The organism is Kitasatospora sp. NPDC048296 (assembly GCF_043201815.1).
Taxonomy (GTDB): Bacteria; Actinomycetota; Actinomycetes; order Streptomycetales; family Streptomycetaceae; genus Kitasatospora.
The window spans coordinates 61,809-79,560 of sequence record NZ_JBICZB010000020.1 but is presented as its reverse complement, the minus strand read 5'-3'; the positions used below and the strand labels follow the sequence as shown (position 1 = coordinate 79,560).

The following is a 17,752-nucleotide window of genomic DNA, read 5'->3' as shown; positions in this document are numbered from 1 at the left end:
CCGCCCCCCCCCCCCCCCCCCCCCGCCGGGGGGGGGGGCGCGGTGGGGGGGGGGGGCGGGGCCGGGCCCCCCCCCCCCCCCCCCCCCCCCCCCCCCCACGCCGGTTGTGAGCCCGCGGGCCGGTCCGGTTCCGAGCGGTCCGGCCCGCGGGCAGTCGGTGCGGGCCCCTGCCGGGCCCGGCGGGGGCTACTCCCCCAGTGCGGCGCGCGCGTCCACGAAGGCCGCGACGGCGCGCTCGACGTCCTCGGTGGAGTGCGCCGCGGACAGCTGCACCCGGATCCGGGCCTGGCCGTGCGGGACCACCGGGTAGGAGAAGCCGATCACGTACACCCCGCGCTCCAGCAGGAGCTCGGCGAGCCGGCCCGCCTTGGCCGCGTCACCGATCATCACCGGGGCGATCGGGTGGTCGCCGGGCAGGATCTCGAAGCCGGCCTCGGTCATCTTGCCGCGGAACAGCGCGGTGTTGGCCGCCAGCTTCTCGCGCAGCTCGTTGGACTGCTCGACCAGGTCGAGCACCTTCAGCGAGGCGGCCGCGATCACCGGAGCCAGCGAGTTGGAGAACAGGTACGGGCGCGAGCGCTGGCGCAGCAGGGCGACGATCTCGCGGCGGGCCGCGACGTAGCCGCCGGAGGCGCCGCCGAGCGCCTTGCCGAGGGTGCCGGTGATGATGTCCACCCGGTCCATCACGCCGTGCAGTTCCGGGGTGCCGCGGCCGCCCGCGCCGACGAAGCCGACGGCGTGCGAGTCGTCGACCATGACCATCGCGCCGTAGCGGTCGGCCAGGTCGCAGATCTCGCGCAGCGGGGCGACGTAGCCGTCCATCGAGAACACGCCGTCGGTGACGATCAGGCGGCGGCGGGCGTCCTGGGTCTCCTTGAGCTGCTGCTCCAGGTCGGCCATGTCGCGGTTGGCGTAGCGGTGGCGGCGAGCCTTGCTGAGCCGGATGCCGTCGATGATGCTGGCGTGGTTGAGCGCGTCGGAGATGACGGCGTCGCGGTCGTCCAGCAGGGTCTCGAAGACGCCGCCGTTGGCGTCGAAGCAGGAGGAGTAGAGGATCGTGTCCTCCTGGCCGAGGAACGCCGAGAGGCGGTCCTCCAGCTCCTTGTGCACGTCCTGGGTGCCGCAGATGAAGCGGACCGAGGCCATGCCGTAGCCCCAGCGGTCCAGCGCGTCCTTCGCCGCGGCCAGCACCTCGGGGTGGTCGGCCAGGCCGAGGTAGTTGTTGGCGCAGAAGTTCAGCACCTCGCCCGGGCGGCCGCCGCCGGTGACGGTGACCGCGGCGCTCTGCGGGGTGCCGATGACCCGCTCGGGCTTGAACAGGCCGGCCTCGCGGATCTCGTCGAGGGTGGCGGCGATGTCGGCGCGCACGTTGTCGAACACAACAGGCTCCTTTTGCGTCAGCGGGGTGCTCAGGCGGTCCAGTCGAGGATGATCTTGCCGCAGTTGCCGCTCGCCGCGTCGTCGAAAGCGGCCTCGAAGGCGTCGGCGGAGTAGCGGCCGGTGATCACCGGGCTGAGGTCCAGGCCGCCCTCCAGCAGCACGGACATCGCGTACCAGGTCTCGAACATCTCGCGGCCGTAGATGCCCTTGATGGTGATCATCGAGGTGACGATCGAGGCCCAGTCCACCGGGAACTCCTCGGCGGGCAGACCCAGCATGGCGATCTTCCCGCCGTGGGTCATGTTGGCGATCATCGACTGCATCGCCTCGGGGCGCCCGGACATCTCCAGGCCGACGTCGAAGCCCTCGCGCAGGCCCAGCTTCTGCTGGCCCTCCTCGATGGTGTGCTCGGCGACGTTGAGCGCCAGCGTCACGCCGACCTGGCGGGCCAGGTCGAGGCGGTACGGGGAGACGTCGGTGATCATCACGCTGCGGGCACCGGCGTGCTTGGCGACGGCGGCGGCCATGATGCCGATCGGGCCGGCACCGGTGACCAGCACGTCCTCGCCGACCAGCGGGAAGGACAGCGCGGTGTGCACGGCGTTGCCGAACGGGTCGAAGATCGCGGCCACGTCCAGGTCGACCGGCACCCGGTGCACCCAGACGTTGGAGGCGGGCAGTGCCACGTACTCGGCGAAGGCGCCGTCGCGGTTGACGCCCAGGCCGATGGTGTTGCGGCACAGGTGGCGGCGGCCGGCCAGGCAGTTGCGGCACTTGCCGCAGACCAGGTGGCCCTCGCCGCTGACCAGGTCGCCGACCGCGATGTCCGCGACGCCGGCGCCGAGCTCGGCGACCTCGCCGACGAACTCGTGACCGAGCACCAGCGGGGTCTTGATGGTCTGCTGCGCCCAGCCGTCCCACTTGCGGATGTGCAGGTCGGTACCGCAGATACCGGTCCGCAGCACCTTGATCAGCACCTCGCCGGGGCCGATCTCGGGCTTCGGGACGTCGATCATCCAGAGACCGGGCTCGGCCTTCTGCTTGACGAGTGCCTTCACGGGCGACGGCTCCTGACGTGCGGGTGGGACGGCCTTCGAGGGTCGGGCAGGCCGAGTGGCCCGGTTCGACCGCCGTTGACGGGCGCACTCCGGGCAAGCAGAAATCTGCCTGGTCAGGGCGGGTGCGGTCCATCGAGGAATTCTTAAGGGCGGCCACAGCTGGGCTAAACGATCGTGCCCGAGCTGTGGCCCGGGGGTGGGGGCGGCATGCCGGTGCTCACCCGTTCAGCCGAGCGCGGGGCGCCGTCCGCGACACCAACCGGCGGGCCGGCCCCGGCCGGGCCGCTCGCCACCGCGGCGTCGCGTTCCGAGGCCTGACCCGGTCCACCGGGTCAGGCCTCCGGAGCCTCTGATGAGCCGTCACATACGTCAGACGCCCAGCACCTTGCCGAGATCGTAGGAGACCGGCTCCTCCAGCTGCGCGTAGGTGCAGCTCTCCGGCGAGCGGTCCGGCCGCCAGCGGCGGAACTGTGCGGTGTGCCGGAACCGGCTGCCCTCCATGTGGTCGTAGGCGACCTCGACCACCCGCTGGGGGCGCAGTGCGATCCAGGACAGGTCCTTGCCGCCGGTCCAGCGGCTGACCGCGCCCGGCAGCCGCCCCTCGCCGTGGGCGGCCTCCTCCGCCCAGGCGCCCCAGGGATGCTCGGACAGGTCGTCCATCCGCAACGGGGCCAGTTCCTCGACCAGTTCGCGACGGCGGGCCATCGAGAATGCGGCGCAGACGCCGACGTGCTGGAGCCTGCGTTCGTCGTCGTAGATGCCGAGCAGCAGCGAGCCGACCACCGGGCCGCTCTTGTGCTCGCGGTAGCCGGCCACCACGCAGTCGGCCGTGCGCTCGTGCTTGATCTTGAACATGGCCCGCTCCCCCGGCCGGTACGGCTGGTCCAGCGGCTTGGCCACCACCCCGTCCAGGCCGGCGCCCTCGTACTCGGAGAACCAGGTCCCGGCGAGGTCGCGGTCGGTGGAGGCCGGGGCGGTGAACACCGGGCCCTTCGCCTTGCCCAGCGCCGCCACCAGGGCCGGGCGGCGCACCGACAGCGGCTCACCCACCAGCGAGTCGTCACCGAGGGCGAGCAGGTCGAAGGCGACGAAGGAGGCCGGGGTCTGCTCGGCGAGCAGCCGCACCCGGCTCGCCGCGGGGTGGATGCGCTCCAGCAGTTCCTCGAAGCGCAGCCGCCCGTCCCGGGCGATCACCACCTCGCCGTCCAGCACGCAGCGGGGCGGCAGCTCGCGCTTGAACGCCTCGACCAGCTCGGGGAAGTACCTGGTCAGCGGCTTGCCGGTACGGCTGCCGAGCTCGACCTCGTCGCCGTCGCGAAACACGATGGTGCGAAAGCCGTCCCACTTGGCCTCGTACTGCATCCCCGGCGGGATCTCGGCCACCGACTTGGCGAGCATCGGCGCCACCGGCGGCATCACGGGCAGGTCCATGCGACCGATCCTCGCCCGGCTCGCCTCGGGACGCGCGCCGGGCACGGCGCACTTAGCGTGTCAGCCATGGGCTCAGCCGTGGAACTGGAAGTCGCCGGGCGGACCGTCCGGCTGTCGAACCCGGACAAGGTGTACTACCCCGAGCGCGGCTTCACCAAGCTGGACGTCGCGCAGTACTACCTGGCCGTCGCCGACGGGGTGCTGCGCGGGCTGCGGGACCGGCCCACCACGCTGCAGCGCTTCCCCGACGGGGTGGACGGCGAGTACTTCTACCAGAAGCGAGCGCCCAAGGGCCTGCCGGACTGGCTGCCCACCGCCCGGATCAACTTCCCCAGCGGCCGCTCCGCCGACGAGATCTGCCCGACCGAGCCGGCCGCCGTGCTGTGGGCGGCGAACCTGGGCTGCCTCACCTTCCACCCGTGGCCGGTGCGGCGCTCCGACACCGACCACGTGGACGAACTGCGGATCGACCTCGACCCGCAGCCCGGCACCGACTTCCGCGACGCCGTCCGCGCCGCCCACGAACTGCGCGCCCTGTTGGAGGAGTACGGGCTGCGCGGCTGGCCCAAGTCCTCCGGCGGACGCGGCCTGCACGTCTACGTCCCGCTGGTGCCCGAGTGGACCTTCACCGACGGGCGGCACGCGGTGATCGCCCTCGGCCGGGTGCTGGAGCAGCGGATGCCCGGGAAGGTCACCACCGCCTGGTGGAAGGAGGAGCGCGGCGAGCGGATCTTCGTCGACTACAACCAGATGGCCCGCGACCGCACCATCGCCTCCGCCTACTCCCTGCGCGCCCGCCCCCGCGCCACCGCCTCCACCCCGCTGCGCTGGGAGGAGCTGGACGACGCCTCCCCCGAGGACTTCGACCTGCGCACCGTCCCCGCCCGCTTCGCCGAACTCGGCGACCTGAACGCGGAGATGGAGCAGCACGCGTTCCGGCTGGACGGCCTGTTGGAGCTCTACGACAAGCAGCTGCACGACGAGGGCCTCGGCGAACTCCCGTACCCGCCCGACCACCCCAAGGCGGAGGGCGAGCCGACCCGGGTGCAGCCGAGCCGGGCTCGGAAGAAGTAGCGGCGGGAGGCAACGGGCCCTGGCATCCTGGCGCGATGCCCTTCAACCACAACGACCACTACCACCGGTTACTGCTGCGCGCACTCCCGCCCGGGGCCCGCCGGGCGCTGGACGTCGGCTGCGGGACGGGCGCCTTCGCCCGGGCCCTCGCCCGGCAGGGCGTCGAGGTGGAGGCGGTGGACCGCGACGCCGCGGTGATCGCCGCCGCCCGGGCCCTCTCACCGGGGATCCAATTCCACCAGGCAGACGTCACGGAACTGGACCTGTCTCAGGGCCAGTACGACTACATCTCCTGCCTGGCCAGCCTGCACCACCTGCCCATCGACACCCTCGACCGGCTGCGCGAGGCGCTGGCGCCCAACGGGGTGCTGGTGGTGCTCGGCTGCTATCGGGAGGAGACGGCCCGGGACCGGCTGATCAGCCTGGCCGCCGTACCGGTGAACGCCGTCTGCCGCCTGGCCGTCCACCTGCGCGAACGCGGCACCAGGCCGGGCGTGCCGGCCCCGGTCGCGATGCCGACGACCTCCCTGGCCGAGGTACGGGCGTACGCGGCACGGCACCTGCCGGGCTTCACGCTGCGCCAACTGCTGTTCTGGCGCTATCTGCTGGTCTATCGGCGCGCTCGGTGATCAACTGGGCGGGACGACACTTCCGGGAGGGGACTGCGATGGGCGTACGGGCACTGGCCGAGATCCTGGCGGACGCGGCGGGCGGGGTGTTCCCGCCGCCGGACGGGTCGGTGACGGTGGTGCCGCAGCCCTCGCCGCGCGAGGCCGGGGTGATGTCCTTCGCCGCGCACGCCGTGGTGTTCACCGACGAGGATCCGGCCTGGGTGCGCGACACCCTCGCCGCCGACCCGGGCGACCCGCTGGCGGCGCCGCTCTGCCCGCCCTTCCTGACCGCCTTCGCCTCGCGCACCGGGCGGACCGTCAACAACATCGACCTGCTCTCCGTCGCCGACCGCCTCCCCGGCGAGCCGCCGCTGCCGCTCAACCCGGTCGAGGACCGCGAGCACCCCCGGGTGGTCCGGGCGCTGCGCTACCGCGAGGACGTCCGGGTGTTCGAGGCCGACGGCGGCGTGCTGATCCTCGGCCGGGGCGTGGCCGGGCGCTGGGAGGCGGCCGTCGAGGTCGACCCGCACGCCCAGGGCCGCGGCCTCGGCCGCGCGCTGGCCACCGCCGCCCGGCACCTGTTGCCGGAGGGCAGGGTCGTCTGGGCCCAGCAGGCCCCGGGCAACGCGCCCAGCGTCCGCGCCTTCCAGGCGGCGGGCTACCGGGCGGTCGGCGCGGAGGCGCTACTGGTGGTGGGGCGGCCGTAGCGGGCCCGGACCCGGGTCAGTCGGCCGGCGGGGTCCACAGCACTCGGACCCGGTCGGCCTCGACGTCATAGCCGAGGAACGGCGGTGCCGTCGTGATGCTGCCCTCGAAGAACATCGGGACCGACTTGCCCAGCCGCCGTCCGATCGCGGCCAGGAAATCGCAGAGGACGTCCAGCCGCTCCTGGCCCTGGAGCTCCCGGAGGTCAAGGTCGAAGTCGATCACCTCGTCCCAATCGAGCCGGAAGATCGCGCAGACCGCTGGATCGGGCCACACCCGCAGGTAGGCGCAGCCGGCATCGACCGGCCGGGACAGTACGGCCTCGGCCCGGGGCAGCGGCAGCACCGTGTCACCCTCGGAGTATTCGAAGGCCCAGCCCCGTTCCACCACCAGATCCAGCACGGCCTGCCAGTCCGCCGCCGTCGTGTCCTCGACGAACACATCGGGCAGACAGGCCCCATTGGTCGGATCGAGCAGCCACGCGACGTGGTCGTCCCAGAGCAGATCAGCCATGCCGCCATCCTGCCCGGGAACGCCCCTCCGGCCGAGCGATTATTCGCCCCGCTGTTCGCGCCGCGCACCCGCCGGCGCCAGCTCGGCGATGATCCGGACGGCGTCCGCGATCTGTCCGTCCGTCAGGTCTCCGCGCGCCGTCAGCCGCAGCCGGCTGATGCCGTCCGGGACGGACGGTGGGCGGAAGCAGCCGACCGCGAGGCCGGCCCGGCGGCAGTCGGCGGCCCAGGCGACGGCGGCCTCGGGGCCGGGGGCGCGGACCGAGACCACGGCGGCGTCCGGCTCGCAGGCCTGCAGCCCGGCGGCGGTCAGGCGGCCGGCGAGGGTGCGGGCGACCTCGCGGGCGCGGTCGGCGCGCTCCGGCTCGGCGCGCAGCAGGCGCAGCGCGGCGAGGGCGGCACCGGCGGCGGCCGGGGCGAGGCCGGTGTCGAAGATGAAGGTGCGGGCCGTCTCGGTGAGGTGGCGGATCACCCGGCGCGGGCCGAGCACGGCGCCGCCCTGCGAGCCGAGCGACTTGGAGAGGGTGACGGTGGCGACGGTGTCCGGCTGCCCGGCGAGCCCGGCGGCGGCCGGCGCGCCGCGCCCGCCGGGGCCGAGGACGCCCAGCCCGTGGGCGTCGTCCACCAGCAGCGCGGCGCCGTGCGCGCGTACGGCCTCGGAGAGACCGCGCAGCGGTGCGGCGTCCCCGTCCACCGAGAACACCGAGTCGGTGACCACCACCGCCCGCCGCTGCGTCCGCCCGGCCAGCACCTCGGCCACCGCCGCCGGGTCGCTGTGCGGGGCCCGGTGGACGTCCGCCCGGGAGAGCCGGCAGCCGTCGATCAGCGAGGCGTGGTTGTAGGCGTCGGAGACGATCAGCGTGTCCGGGTCGGTCAGCGCGGTGAGCGCGGCGAGGTTGGCGGTGTACCCGGAGGAGAACACCAGCGCCGCCTCCGCCCCGCAGAACTCGGCGAGCTCCTCCTCCAGTTCGGTGTGCAGCGCGGTCGTCCCGGTCACCAGCCGCGACCCGGTCGCCCCGCCACCCCACCGCAGCGCGGCGTCCGCCGCCGCCCGCGTCACCACCGGGTGCCGGGTCAGCCCCAGGTAGTCGTTCCCCGCCAGGTCCAGCACCGGGTCCTCCGCCGCCCGGCTGCGCAGCGTACGGGTCAACCCGGCGTCGGCGCGCAGCTCGGCGGCCTCGTCGAGCCAGTCGAAGACGTGCCCCGGGGCGAGCGCGGCGGTGTGCGGTTCGGACGTGAGGGGGAGGGTCATGTCCGGCACTCTGGCACGGGCGGCGAACGGGGATCAATGTGCCACTCGGCACATGATCGGTGCGGTCCACTGGCCGGTCGCGACAACCGGGGCACCGCCTCCCGCCGCTCCGACGCTTTGCCCGGGGTGGCGGCGAGCAGGCAAGATAGCCGGGTGACCCTCCTTGATCTGATGCCGAAGCCCGCCACTCCCGACGCGCTGTACGAGACGTTCGCAGCCTGGGCGGAGGAGCGCGGGATCACGCTGTACCCGGCGCAGGAGGAGGCGCTGATCGAGCTGGTGTCCGGGAACAACGTGATCCTGGCGACGCCGACCGGTTCGGGCAAGAGCCTGGTGGCGGCGGGCGCGCACTTCGCGGCGCTGGCCGAGGGGCAGCGGACCTTCTACACCGCCCCGATCAAGGCGCTGGTCTCGGAGAAGTTCTTCGACCTGGTGAAGATGTTCGGCACCGAGCAGGTCGGCATGATGACCGGCGACGCCAGTGTGAACCCGACCGCGCCGATCATCTGCTGCACCGCCGAGGTGCTGGCCCAGATCGCGCTGCGGGACGGCGCGCGGGCGGACATCGGCCAGGTGGTCATGGACGAGTTCCACTTCTACGCCGAGCCGGACCGCGGCTGGGCCTGGCAGATCCCGCTGCTGGAGCTGCCGCAGGCGCAGTTCCTGCTGATGTCGGCGACCCTCGGCGACGTCCGCCGCTTCGAGGAGGACCTGACCCGCCGCACCGGCCGCCCGACCACGGTGGTCCGCAACGCGACCCGCCCGGTGCCGCTGTTCTACGAGTACCGCCGCACCACCATGCACGACACCCTGGAGGAGCTGCTGCAGACCGGCCAGGCGCCGGTCTACGTCGTGCACTTCACGCAGAAGGAGGCGGTGGAGCGGGCCCAGTCGCTGATGAGCATCAACATGTGTTCGAAGGCGGAGAAGGAGGCCATCGCCGACCTGATCGGCAACTTCCGCTTCACCACCAAGTTCGGCCGCAACCTGTCCCGTTACGTGCGCCACGGCATCGGCGTGCACCACGCCGGCATGCTGCCGAAGTACCGTCGACTGGTCGAACGCCTCGCCCAGGCTGGCCTGTTGAAGGTCATCTGCGGGACGGACACGCTCGGCGTCGGCGTCAACGTGCCGATCCGCACGGTGCTGTTCACCGCCCTGTCGAAGTACGACGGCCAGCGCGTGCGCATCCTGCGCGCCCGTGAGTTCCACCAGATCGCCGGGCGGGCCGGCCGGGCCGGGTTCGACACCGTCGGCCAGGTCGTCGCGCAGGCGCCCGAGCACGTGATCGAGAACGACAAGGCGATCGCCAAGGCCGGGGACGACCCGAAGAAGAAGCGCAAGGTGGTGCGCAAGAAGGCGCCGGAGGGCTTCGTCGGCTGGACCGAGGAGACCTTCGACAAGCTGATCGGCGCCGACCCGGAGCCGCTGGTCTCCCGGTTCAAGGTGAGCCACGCGATGCTGCTGTCGGTGATCGGCCGCCCGGGCAACGCCTTCGAGGCGATGCGCAAGCTGCTCACCGACAACCACGAGGACAGGGCCGCCCAGCGCCGCCACATCCGCACCGCGATCGCCATCTACCGCTCGCTGCTGGAGGGCGGCGTGGTGGAGCGACTGCCCGAGCCGGACTCCGAGGGCCGGATCGTACGCCTCACCCTGGACCTCCAGGAGAACTTCGCGCTCAACCAGCCGCTGTCCACCTTCGCGCTGGCCTCCTTCGAACTGCTCGACCCGACCTCGCCCTCGTACGCGATGGACGTGATCTCGGTGGTCGAGGCGACCCTCGACGATCCGCGCCAGATCCTCGCCGCCCAGCAGAACAAGGCGCGCGGCGAGGCCGTCGGCGAGATGAAGCGGGACGGCATCGAGTACGAGGAGCGGATGGAGCGGCTCCAGGAGATCACCTACCCGAAGCCGCTGGAGGAGCTGCTCACCCACGCCTACGACGTGTACCGCCGGGCACACCCGTGGATCGGCGACCACCAGCTCCAGCCGAAGTCCGTGGTGCGCGACCTGTACGAGCGGGCGATGACCTTCTCGGACTACGTCGGCTTCTACGAGCTGGCGCGCACCGAGGGCATCGTGCTGCGCTACCTGGCGGGCGCGTTCAAGGCGCTGGAGCAGACCGTCCCCGAGGACGTGAAGACCGACGACCTCAAGGACGTCATCGCCTGGCTCGGCGAGCTGGTCCGCCAGGTCGACTCCAGTCTGCTGGACGAGTGGGAGCAGCTGGCCAACCCGACCGAGGCGGCCACCGCCGAGGTGACCCTGGACGACAAGCCGGCGCCGGTGACGGCGAACGCCCGGGCCTTCCGGGTACTGGTGCGCAACGAGATGTTCCGCCGGGTGGAGCTGTGCGCCCTGGAGCACTGGGACGTCCTCGGCGATCTGGACGGCGAGTACGGCTGGGACGCGGACCGCTGGGCGGATGCCATGGACGGCTACTGGGACGAGTACGACGACCTCGGCACCGGCCCGAACGCGCGCGGCCCCAAGATGCTGATCATCGAGGAGGAGGACTCCGCCTGGAAGGTCCGGCAGATCTTCGACGACCCGGAGGGCGACCACGACTGGGGCATCAGCGCCGAGGTCGACCTGTACGGCTCGGACGAGGAGGGCCGGGCGGTGCTGCGGGTGACGGCGGTGGACCGGCTCGGCGGCTGACCCTCCGTCAGGATCGACGCTTGAGTGAACGTCAAAAGGGGCCCGGCGCGCGCCGGGCCCCTTGGCGTTTGTCACATCCACACAAACGGCTGACCCGCCGCGTAGGACAGCGCCCGGGTGGCCTCGTCCAGGTTCGGCTCACCGCCTGAACCGGATGCGGTCGGCGCCGGGGTGGACGGCGCCGGGTTCGAGGAGGCGGTGTCGGCCGGGCGGGCGTCGCCGGGGCGGGAGCTGGTGACGGTCACGTAGTGGCCGACCGCCTCGACCCGGGCCTCGCTGCCCGGCTTGGCGCTGCCGGCGGACGGGGCGGGCGCGATGTTGGTGTCGGCGAGCATGAAGGCGACCACGCCGGGCTTGCCGCGCAGAGTGTCGGCGGCCCTGGCGGCGGCGGCCTGGTCGGCGAAGCGCAGCAGGGTGACGCTGCTGCGCACCGGGTGGTCGACGCCGGTGAAGCTGACGATCAGGTAGGCCTGGCAGCCGCTGTCCTTGAGCAGCTCCTGGGTACGGTCCTGGAGCACCTCGTCGCACTTCTCGCCCTGCCGGATGCCGCCGCGCCGGGCCTTGTAGCCGGCGACCTCGACCGGGCGCTGGGCGGGGAACAGGTTGCCGGCGTTGAGAGCCTCGGGGTCGGTGGTCGGCGGCGGGTTGCCCACCACCGGGGGCGTGCGGGCGGAGTCCTTGGTGGAGGGGCCGAGGCCGGGTATGTAGTCGCCGGGCATCGGGCGGGTGATGATCCATCCGCCGACCGCGACCACGCCCACCATGACGACCCAGCCGACCGCCCGGCGGCCGGTCAGCCGCCGGCCGCGCCTGCTGCGCTCAGTACCGTCGGCACCCTCGGCACCCCCGCCGGTCCGCTGTCCTGCCTGGCCGTCCTGGCCCTCTCCCGGAGTCGGGGTGCGCTCCCCCTGCGTGGTCATGGCGCAGATTCTAAGCACCCCTCGGGTGGCCTGGGTCACTGGGTCGGGGGTTGTGGATCTTCGCCCCGCACGCCCCTTCGCTACCCGCCAGTAACCGCCGTCCCGGGGCCCCGTCAAGCGCGTGACCAGCGCCGACGCCGTGAGTTTCGACACTGTGGCAATCGGCACATCCTTCCGGCGATCTTCTGGCGGGTTTGCTCTGGCGCGATTCGAGCGCCAACAGGCAGGATCGGCCCCATGGATCTGCTCGATACCCTCACCGCCAAGGGCCTGCGCGGCGAAGTCCCGACCCGCGAGGAGGCCCTGGCCGTCCTCGCCACCACCGACGACGAGCTGCTCGACGTGGTCGCCGCGGCCGGCAAGGTGCGCCGCCGCTGGTTCGGCCGCCGGGTCAAGCTCAACTACCTGGTGAACCTCAAGAGCGGACTCTGCCCCGAGGACTGCTCCTACTGCTCCCAGCGGCTGGGGTCCAAGGCCGAGATCCTCAAGTACACCTGGCTCAAGCCGGACCAGGCCGCCGACGCCGCCCGCGCCGGCGTGGCCGGCGGCGCCAAGCGGGTCTGCCTGGTCGCCAGCGGCCGCGGCCCGACGGACCGTGACATCGACCGGGTGACCGACACCATGGCCGCCATCAAGGAGGCCGACCCCGAGGTCGAGATCTGCGTCTGCCTCGGCCTGCTCTCCGACAACCAGGCCGAGCGGCTCAAGGCGGCCGGCGCCGACGCCTACAACCACAACCTCAACACCTCCGAGGGCACCTACGGCGACATCGCCACCACCCACACCTACGCGGACCGGGTGGACACCGTCCAGAAGGCGCACGGCGCCGGCCTGTCCGCCTGCTCCGGCCTGATCGCCGGCATGGGCGAAAGTGACGAGGACCTGGTCGACGTGGTCTTCGCGCTGCGCGAGCTCGGCTCGGACTCCGTCCCGGTCAACTTCCTGATCCCCTTCGAGGGCACCCCGCTCGCCAAGGAGTGGAACCTCACCCCGCAGCGCTGCCTGCGGATCCTCGCGATGGTCCGCTTCGTCAACCCCGACACCGAGGTGCGGATCGCCGGCGGCCGCGAGGTCCACCTGCGCACCATGCAGCCGCTCGGCCTGCACATCGCCAACTCGATCTTCCTCGGCGACTACCTGACCAGTGAGGGCCAGGCCGGCCAGGCCGACCTCGACATGATCAAGGACGCCGGCTTCGAGGTCGAGGGCGCCGGCGAGGCCACCCTGCCGCGCCACCGCGCCGACATCGCCGAGGCGGCCCAGGCCGGCGGCTCCTGCGGCACCGCGGCCTCGGCCTGCGGCAGCGGCGGCGGCTGCGGCCCGTGCGGCGGGCACGCGCACGCCGCGGCCCCCGCCGCCGAGGCCACCATCTCGGAGAGTTCGGAAGGCGACGACGAGCTGCGCAGCGACCTGGTCAAGGTCCGCCGCCGCGGCGCCGGCACCGAACTCGCCCCCAACGCCTGACCCTCCGGAGAGACCTCACCATGTCCCAGCTGTCCGCGGACACGCTGCTCGCCCTCGACCGGGCGCACGTCTGGCACCCGTACGGGCCGATGCCCGGCACCGTCACCCCGTACGTGGTCGAATCCGCCTCGGGCGTCAGACTGCGTCTGGCCGAGCCCGTCGCGGGCGGCCGGCGCGAGCTGGTGGACGGGATGTCGTCCTGGTGGGCGGCGATCCACGGCTACCGGCACCCGGTCCTGGACGAGGCGGTGCGCGAGCAGCTGGGACGGATGAGCCACGTGATGTTCGGCGGGCTCACCCACGAGCCCGCCGTCCGACTGGCGGCGAAGCTGGTCGAGATCACCCCGGAACCGCTGCAGCACGTCTTCCTCGCCGACTCGGGCTCGGTGTCGGTCGAGGTCGCGATGAAGATGTGCCTGCAGTACTGGCAGTCGATCGGCCGCCCGCAGAAGCGTCGCCTGCTGACCTGGCGCGGCGGCTACCACGGCGACACGTTCCACCCGATGTCGGTCTGCGACCCCGACGGCGGGATGCACCACCTGTGGGGCGGGGTGCTCCCCGGGCAGCTCTTCGCCCCGCAGCCGCCGGCCGGCTTCGACGCCCCGCTCGATGCCGAATACGCCCAGCACTTCGAGGCGTTGATGGAACGCCACGCCGACGAGCTGGCCGCCGTCATCGTCGAGCCGGTGGTCCAGGGCGCGGGCGGGATGCAGTTCCACTCCCCCGCCTACCTGCGGATGCTGCGCGAACTCTGCGACCGCTACGGGGTGCTGCTGGTCTTCGACGAGATCGCCACCGGCTTCGGCCGCAGCGGCGCCCTGTTCGCCGCCGACCACGCCGGGGTCTCCCCGGACGTGATGTGCCTGGGCAAGGCCCTCACCGGCGGCTACCTCACGCTGGCCGCCGCCCTGTGCACCAGCGAGATCGCCGACGGCATCAGCCGCGGCGAGATGCCGGTACTCGCCCACGGGCCGACCTTCATGGGCAACCCGCTGGCCTGCGCGGCCGCCAACGCCTCGCTGGAGCTGCTGCTCGGGCAGAACTGGGAGGTCGAGGTCAAGCGCATCGAGACCGGTCTGGTCGAGGGCCTCTCGGCCGCACGCTCGCTTCCCGGCGTACAGGACGTACGGGTCCAGGGAGCCATCGGCGTCGTGCAGTTGGACCACCCGGTGGACGTCTCGGCGGCGACCGAGGCGGCCGCGCGCGAGGGCGTCTGGTTGCGACCCTTCCGGGACCTGATCTACACGATGCCCCCCTACGTGGCGGAGGACGAGGACGTGGCACGGATCGCTGCCGCCGTGACCGCCGCGGCGGTGGCCGGGTGAGCGCGCGCATCCTGTTCGTGACGGGCACCAACACGGACGTCGGCAAGACCGTCGCCACCGCGGCCATCGCCTCGGCGGCGCTGCAGGGCGGCCTGAAGGTCGCCGTCCTCAAGCCCGGACAGACCGGCGTGGCCCCCGGCGAGCCCGGCGACCTGGCCGAAGTCCAGCGCATGGCGGGCGAACTGACGATCCGTGAACTGGTCCGCTACCCCGAACCGCTGGCCCCCGACACCGCCGCCCGGCGGGCCGGGATGCCGTACCTGTCCCCGGCCGCAGTGGCCGAGGCCGTCGCCGAACTGGCCGCCACCCATGACCTGGTGCTGGTCGAGGGCGCGGGCGGGCTCCTGGTCCGCTACGACGACGAGGGCCGCACGCTGGCCGACCAGGCGCGGGCGGTGCGCGCCGCCGGACTGAACGCCGAGGTGCTGCTCGTCGCCTCGGCCGGCCTCGGCACCCTGAACATCGTCGCCCTGTCGGCGGAGGCCCTGGCGGCCCGCGAACTCCCCCTCACCGGCGTCCTCGTCGGCTCCTGGCCCTCCTCCCCCGGCCTCGCCGACCGCTGCAACCTCGCCGACCTGCCGCGCTCGGCCGGCGCCCCGCTGCTCGGCGCCCTGCCGGAACGGGCGGGCGCGGCCGAGGACTTCGCCGCCCTCGCGGTCGCCTCGCTCGCCCCCGAACTGGGCGGCAGCTGGGACGCGGAGCACTTCGCACACGCCCACCGGCCGGAATAGCCCGCGCTTCGCTCGAAGGAGTGACCCCAGCGCCCGAACCCTGGGTCCGGGCGCTACGGGCTCAATACCGTTCCTTCCATGACAGACGGGCTGACCGTGGACGAGGCCCTGCGGGCCTTGGCCGCCCTGGAGGCGGCGTGGAAGGACGACGACGAGGCGCTGTCCGCCCTTGCGGCGGGCGGCGCCGACGAGCGGCCGCTGCCGGCGCTGGTCGCCGCGTACGGCGAGCACGCGATGGACACCCTGATGGCCCTGGCCTTCGGCCTGCGGTCCACCATGAGCGACGAGGAGATCGCCGAACTCTCGGACGCGGTCAGCGCCAACATCGGCGCCCGGATGAGCGCCCTGGTCACCCAGACCCTCAAGGCCTGGGGCACCGTCGCCGCCCCCGACGACCTCAAGGTCACCAAGGTCATCGCCCTCACCGTGATCGACGCGATGCGGGCCGTCACCGAGGAGCCCAGCAAGACCGAAGTCCTGCCCCTGCTGGCCACCTTCCGCACCTACGCCCTCAACGACAACTGAGGGTTCGGGAATTCGGCGCGGGCTTCGAGCCCCTCGAAGCCCGCGCCCCACACCCGGCCGCTTTCCGACCCGGACCTGGCGGGAACACCTGTCGCGATATATCGTGAGTTCCCAGTCGCGCCGCCGACCGCGCCGCGAGGACCTTTCGTCGAGCCCAGGACGGGAAGTATGCCGGGAGAGATCTCGACCGCCGGGATGCGCTCCGGCCACAGCTCACAGCCCGCGATGCGGGCCTCCCATGCGGACCGGGACCGGGTGGTCGACCTGCTGAGTGTCGCGGCGGGCGAAGGCCGGCTGACCTCAGAGGAACTGGACCAACGCCTGGAGGCCGCCCTGTCGGCGCGGACGGTCGGCGAGCTGGCCGAACTCACCACCGACCTACCGCCCATGCCGGTCTTCGCCGGCGGGGTCGCGGCGGAGGCCAAGGACGTCCTCCGGATCGAGCAGAGCTTCAGTCCGGTCGAGCGGGTGGGGCGCTGGGTGGTGCCGCGACGGCTGGAGCTCTGCGTGCAGTGGTGCGAGGTGACACTCGACTTCACGCAGGCGGCGATCACGCATGACACCTTGCAGCTCGACGTGAACATGCAGGGCAAGAACCTGACACTCGTCGTCGGGCCCGGCATCGTGGTCGATACTGATGGACTGAGCCTGGTCTTCGGCAAGCTCAAGGACCATCAAGCTCCGGACCCCGATGCGCCGATCGCGCTACGGGTGGAACTGGTCGGCCAGAAGAGCTTCGGTCGCGTCGTGGTGCGGCAGCCACGGAGGACGGCGGGCCGGTGGCTGCTGAGGAGGCCCGCAGCCCTGCCCCCGGGCGACTGACCTGGCCGCGCGGGTTCGCTGCAGCGAGTCCCTCAACCAGTCGAGTGGCCAGCGGCGTCGAGCGACAGGCTCAGCAACGGAAACGGGCCGCGCGGAGGTGTCCGCGCGGCCCGCTCTCCTACGGGTCCGTCAGAAGCCGACCTTCGGGTCCTGCGCCAGCACGACGGTGGGGCTGAAGTGCTGCATCAGCTCGGTCAGGCTGGCCGTCAGGTCCGCGTGGCTGAAGGACTGGTTGCCGTACGTGGTGCCGTAGTTCTGGTTGTTGGTGGCAGCGGCGCAGTCGCCGTCAGTGCCGATGCTCCCCATCGTCGAGTCGAACAGATTCATCGACGGGCCCGAGGTGAAGAGGTCGTCCAGGGTGGCCGGCCCGTTCGCCGCCAGTTGGCTGTTCGGCGGAATGAAGTTGCTGTCGCCGCTCGCGTGCAGCCGGAAGAAGACCAGCTTGACCTGCGGCGCCTCGTTGAGAGTGTCGACCTCGACCGTCTTGCCCGTGCTGCTCAGCTTGAGCGGGGTCGCGGTCCAGTGGGGGTCGGAGACACCCGCGATCTTCGCGTGCGCGGCCCTGGCCCCGGCGGCGCGGCTCTCCGCGTAGGCGCAGGAGCTCGGATAGTACGGCGTGATCCACGTGTCGTCCGTCGCCTCACCGGCCGTCAGGTACACGGTGACGGAGGGATCCGAGTACTCCCGGCTGATGTCGGGGTTCATGAACAGGATGTCGTCGTCCTGGTGCGCGACGATCTGCATGAACGATTCCGCGACGGGTGAGGAGTCGGCCGCCGCTGTCGGCACTCCTCGGCCGGTTGCCACGGTGGTGAACGCCAGCGCGCCCACCAGTGCGACCCTGGCGGCAGTTCTGATCCGCATCTGGTCTGCAAGTCCCCCGTGAAGGCAGGGGACACCCCATCCCCCGCGAAAGATGATCACTGTGTCCCATGGCGATCATCTTCGTCAAAGCCGGAAGGCAGGCCGGCCGCACCTCGTCAGCGCGGGCTTCGAGCGTCCTCGAAGCCCGCGCTCTCACCGGCGGACCCTCATCCACCCCGCGACGAGTGAGAACCCACCCGTCGAAGCGGCAAGGAAGACGAGAACGAACACCAACGTACTCGCCGCCGGAAGAATGTCGTCAGGAATCGCGAGGACGACGACTCCGGCGAACAAAAAGCTCCCAACCGCGATGACGCCGGAGCCGATTACGGTCGCACACCCCTGCGGAGAATGATGACCAGCCGCTCGATGACGTCCGATCGTGCGGCACCGAGGTCGATCAGGATGACGCCG

16 protein-coding genes are annotated in these 17,752 nt (G+C 72.2%); 9 read left to right on the top strand and 7 right to left on the bottom strand.

The features are described from left to right. Positions 1 to 186 precede the first annotated feature (186 nt). The 3 genes from ACGF12_RS14930 to ACGF12_RS14920 form a co-directional block, all read right to left on the bottom strand. Positions 187 to 1,380 (bottom strand): glycine C-acetyltransferase, encoded by a 1,194-nt coding sequence (locus ACGF12_RS14930; RefSeq protein WP_393028834.1) that lies wholly within the window; start codon positions 1,378 to 1,380, stop codon positions 187 to 189. A 29-nt stretch (positions 1,381 to 1,409) separates the two neighbouring features. Continuing rightward, positions 1,410 to 2,438 carry an L-threonine 3-dehydrogenase gene (gene tdh / locus ACGF12_RS14925; protein WP_393028832.1) on the bottom strand — a complete coding sequence of 343 codons (1,029 nt, stop codon included), beginning with the start codon at positions 2,436 to 2,438 and terminating at the stop codon, positions 1,410 to 1,412. A 369-nt stretch (positions 2,439 to 2,807) separates the two neighbouring features. Next, positions 2,808 to 3,869, bottom strand: a complete 1,062-nt coding sequence (locus tag ACGF12_RS14920; protein WP_393028830.1) for an ATP-dependent DNA ligase — start codon at positions 3,867 to 3,869, stop codon at positions 2,808 to 2,810. 66 nt (positions 3,870 to 3,935) lie between these two features. Between ACGF12_RS14920 and ligD the strand changes: the two genes are divergently transcribed. The 3 genes from ligD to ACGF12_RS14905 are packed head-to-tail and all read left to right on the top strand — an operon-like array spanning position 3,936 to position 6,261. Next, positions 3,936 to 4,943 (top strand): non-homologous end-joining DNA ligase, encoded by a 1,008-nt coding sequence (ligD, locus tag ACGF12_RS14915; protein ID WP_393028828.1) that lies wholly within the window; start codon positions 3,936 to 3,938, stop codon positions 4,941 to 4,943. Positions 4,944 to 4,978: 35 nt separating this feature from the next. Then, positions 4,979 to 5,572, top strand: coding sequence for a class I SAM-dependent methyltransferase (locus ACGF12_RS14910; RefSeq protein ID WP_393028826.1), 594 nt, complete (start codon positions 4,979 to 4,981; stop codon positions 5,570 to 5,572). 38 nt (positions 5,573 to 5,610) lie between these two features. After that, entirely contained in the window at positions 5,611 to 6,261 is a 651-nt protein-coding gene (locus tag ACGF12_RS14905) for a GNAT family N-acetyltransferase (protein ID WP_393028825.1), read from the top strand. A gap of 16 nt (positions 6,262 to 6,277) precedes the next feature. On the opposite strand, the gene ACGF12_RS14900 is transcribed toward ACGF12_RS14905, so the two are convergent. Both ACGF12_RS14900 and ACGF12_RS14895 read right to left on the bottom strand, forming a co-directional pair. Then, positions 6,278 to 6,772 (bottom strand): hypothetical protein, encoded by a 495-nt coding sequence (locus tag ACGF12_RS14900; protein WP_393028823.1) that lies wholly within the window; start codon positions 6,770 to 6,772, stop codon positions 6,278 to 6,280. 39 nt (positions 6,773 to 6,811) lie between these two features. Continuing rightward, positions 6,812 to 8,023 carry an 8-amino-7-oxononanoate synthase gene (locus ACGF12_RS14895; protein ID WP_393028821.1) on the bottom strand — a complete coding sequence of 404 codons (1,212 nt, stop codon included), beginning with the start codon at positions 8,021 to 8,023 and terminating at the stop codon, positions 6,812 to 6,814. A gap of 171 nt (positions 8,024 to 8,194) precedes the next feature. On the opposite strand from ACGF12_RS14895, the gene ACGF12_RS14890 reads away from it, so the two are divergent. Continuing rightward, positions 8,195 to 10,687: a DEAD/DEAH box helicase gene (locus ACGF12_RS14890; protein WP_393028883.1), complete on the top strand. Its 2,493-nt coding sequence runs from the start codon at positions 8,195 to 8,197 to the stop codon at positions 10,685 to 10,687. A 71-nt stretch (positions 10,688 to 10,758) separates the two neighbouring features. On the opposite strand, the gene ACGF12_RS14885 is transcribed toward ACGF12_RS14890, so the two are convergent. Next, positions 10,759 to 11,607, bottom strand: a complete 849-nt coding sequence (locus ACGF12_RS14885; RefSeq protein WP_393028819.1) for a hypothetical protein — start codon at positions 11,605 to 11,607, stop codon at positions 10,759 to 10,761. A 237-nt stretch (positions 11,608 to 11,844) separates the two neighbouring features. On the opposite strand from ACGF12_RS14885, the gene bioB reads away from it, so the two are divergent. The 5 genes from bioB to ACGF12_RS14860 all read left to right on the top strand — a co-directional run bounded on the left by bioB (position 11,845) and on the right by ACGF12_RS14860 (position 16,474). Further along, entirely contained in the window at positions 11,845 to 13,071 is a 1,227-nt protein-coding gene (bioB, locus tag ACGF12_RS14880) for a biotin synthase BioB (RefSeq protein ID WP_393028817.1), read from the top strand. 20 nt (positions 13,072 to 13,091) lie between these two features. Next, complete coding sequence (locus ACGF12_RS14875) at positions 13,092 to 14,396, top strand: adenosylmethionine--8-amino-7-oxononanoate transaminase (protein ID WP_393028815.1); 1,305 nt, start codon at positions 13,092 to 13,094, stop codon at positions 14,394 to 14,396. After that, the gene (gene bioD, locus ACGF12_RS14870) at positions 14,393 to 15,127 is read left to right on the top strand and encodes a dethiobiotin synthase (RefSeq protein WP_393028813.1); all 735 of its coding nucleotides are present in this window, start codon (positions 14,393 to 14,395) and stop codon (positions 15,125 to 15,127) included. The genes ACGF12_RS14875 and bioD overlap by 4 nt, the downstream gene beginning before the upstream one ends. 78 nt (positions 15,128 to 15,205) lie before the next feature. Continuing rightward, positions 15,206 to 15,652: a hypothetical protein gene (locus tag ACGF12_RS14865; protein WP_393028811.1), complete on the top strand. Its 447-nt coding sequence runs from the start codon at positions 15,206 to 15,208 to the stop codon at positions 15,650 to 15,652. A gap of 168 nt (positions 15,653 to 15,820) precedes the next feature. After that, positions 15,821 to 16,474, top strand: coding sequence for a DUF1707 domain-containing protein (locus tag ACGF12_RS14860; protein ID WP_393028809.1), 654 nt, complete (start codon positions 15,821 to 15,823; stop codon positions 16,472 to 16,474). Positions 16,475 to 16,603: 129 nt separating this feature from the next. On the opposite strand, the gene ACGF12_RS14855 is transcribed toward ACGF12_RS14860, so the two are convergent. Next, on the bottom strand, positions 16,604 to 17,338 hold the full coding sequence (locus ACGF12_RS14855) for a PIG-L family deacetylase (protein WP_393028807.1): 735 nt from the start codon (positions 17,336 to 17,338) through the stop codon (positions 16,604 to 16,606). Between the last annotated feature and the right edge of the window lie 414 nt (positions 17,339 to 17,752).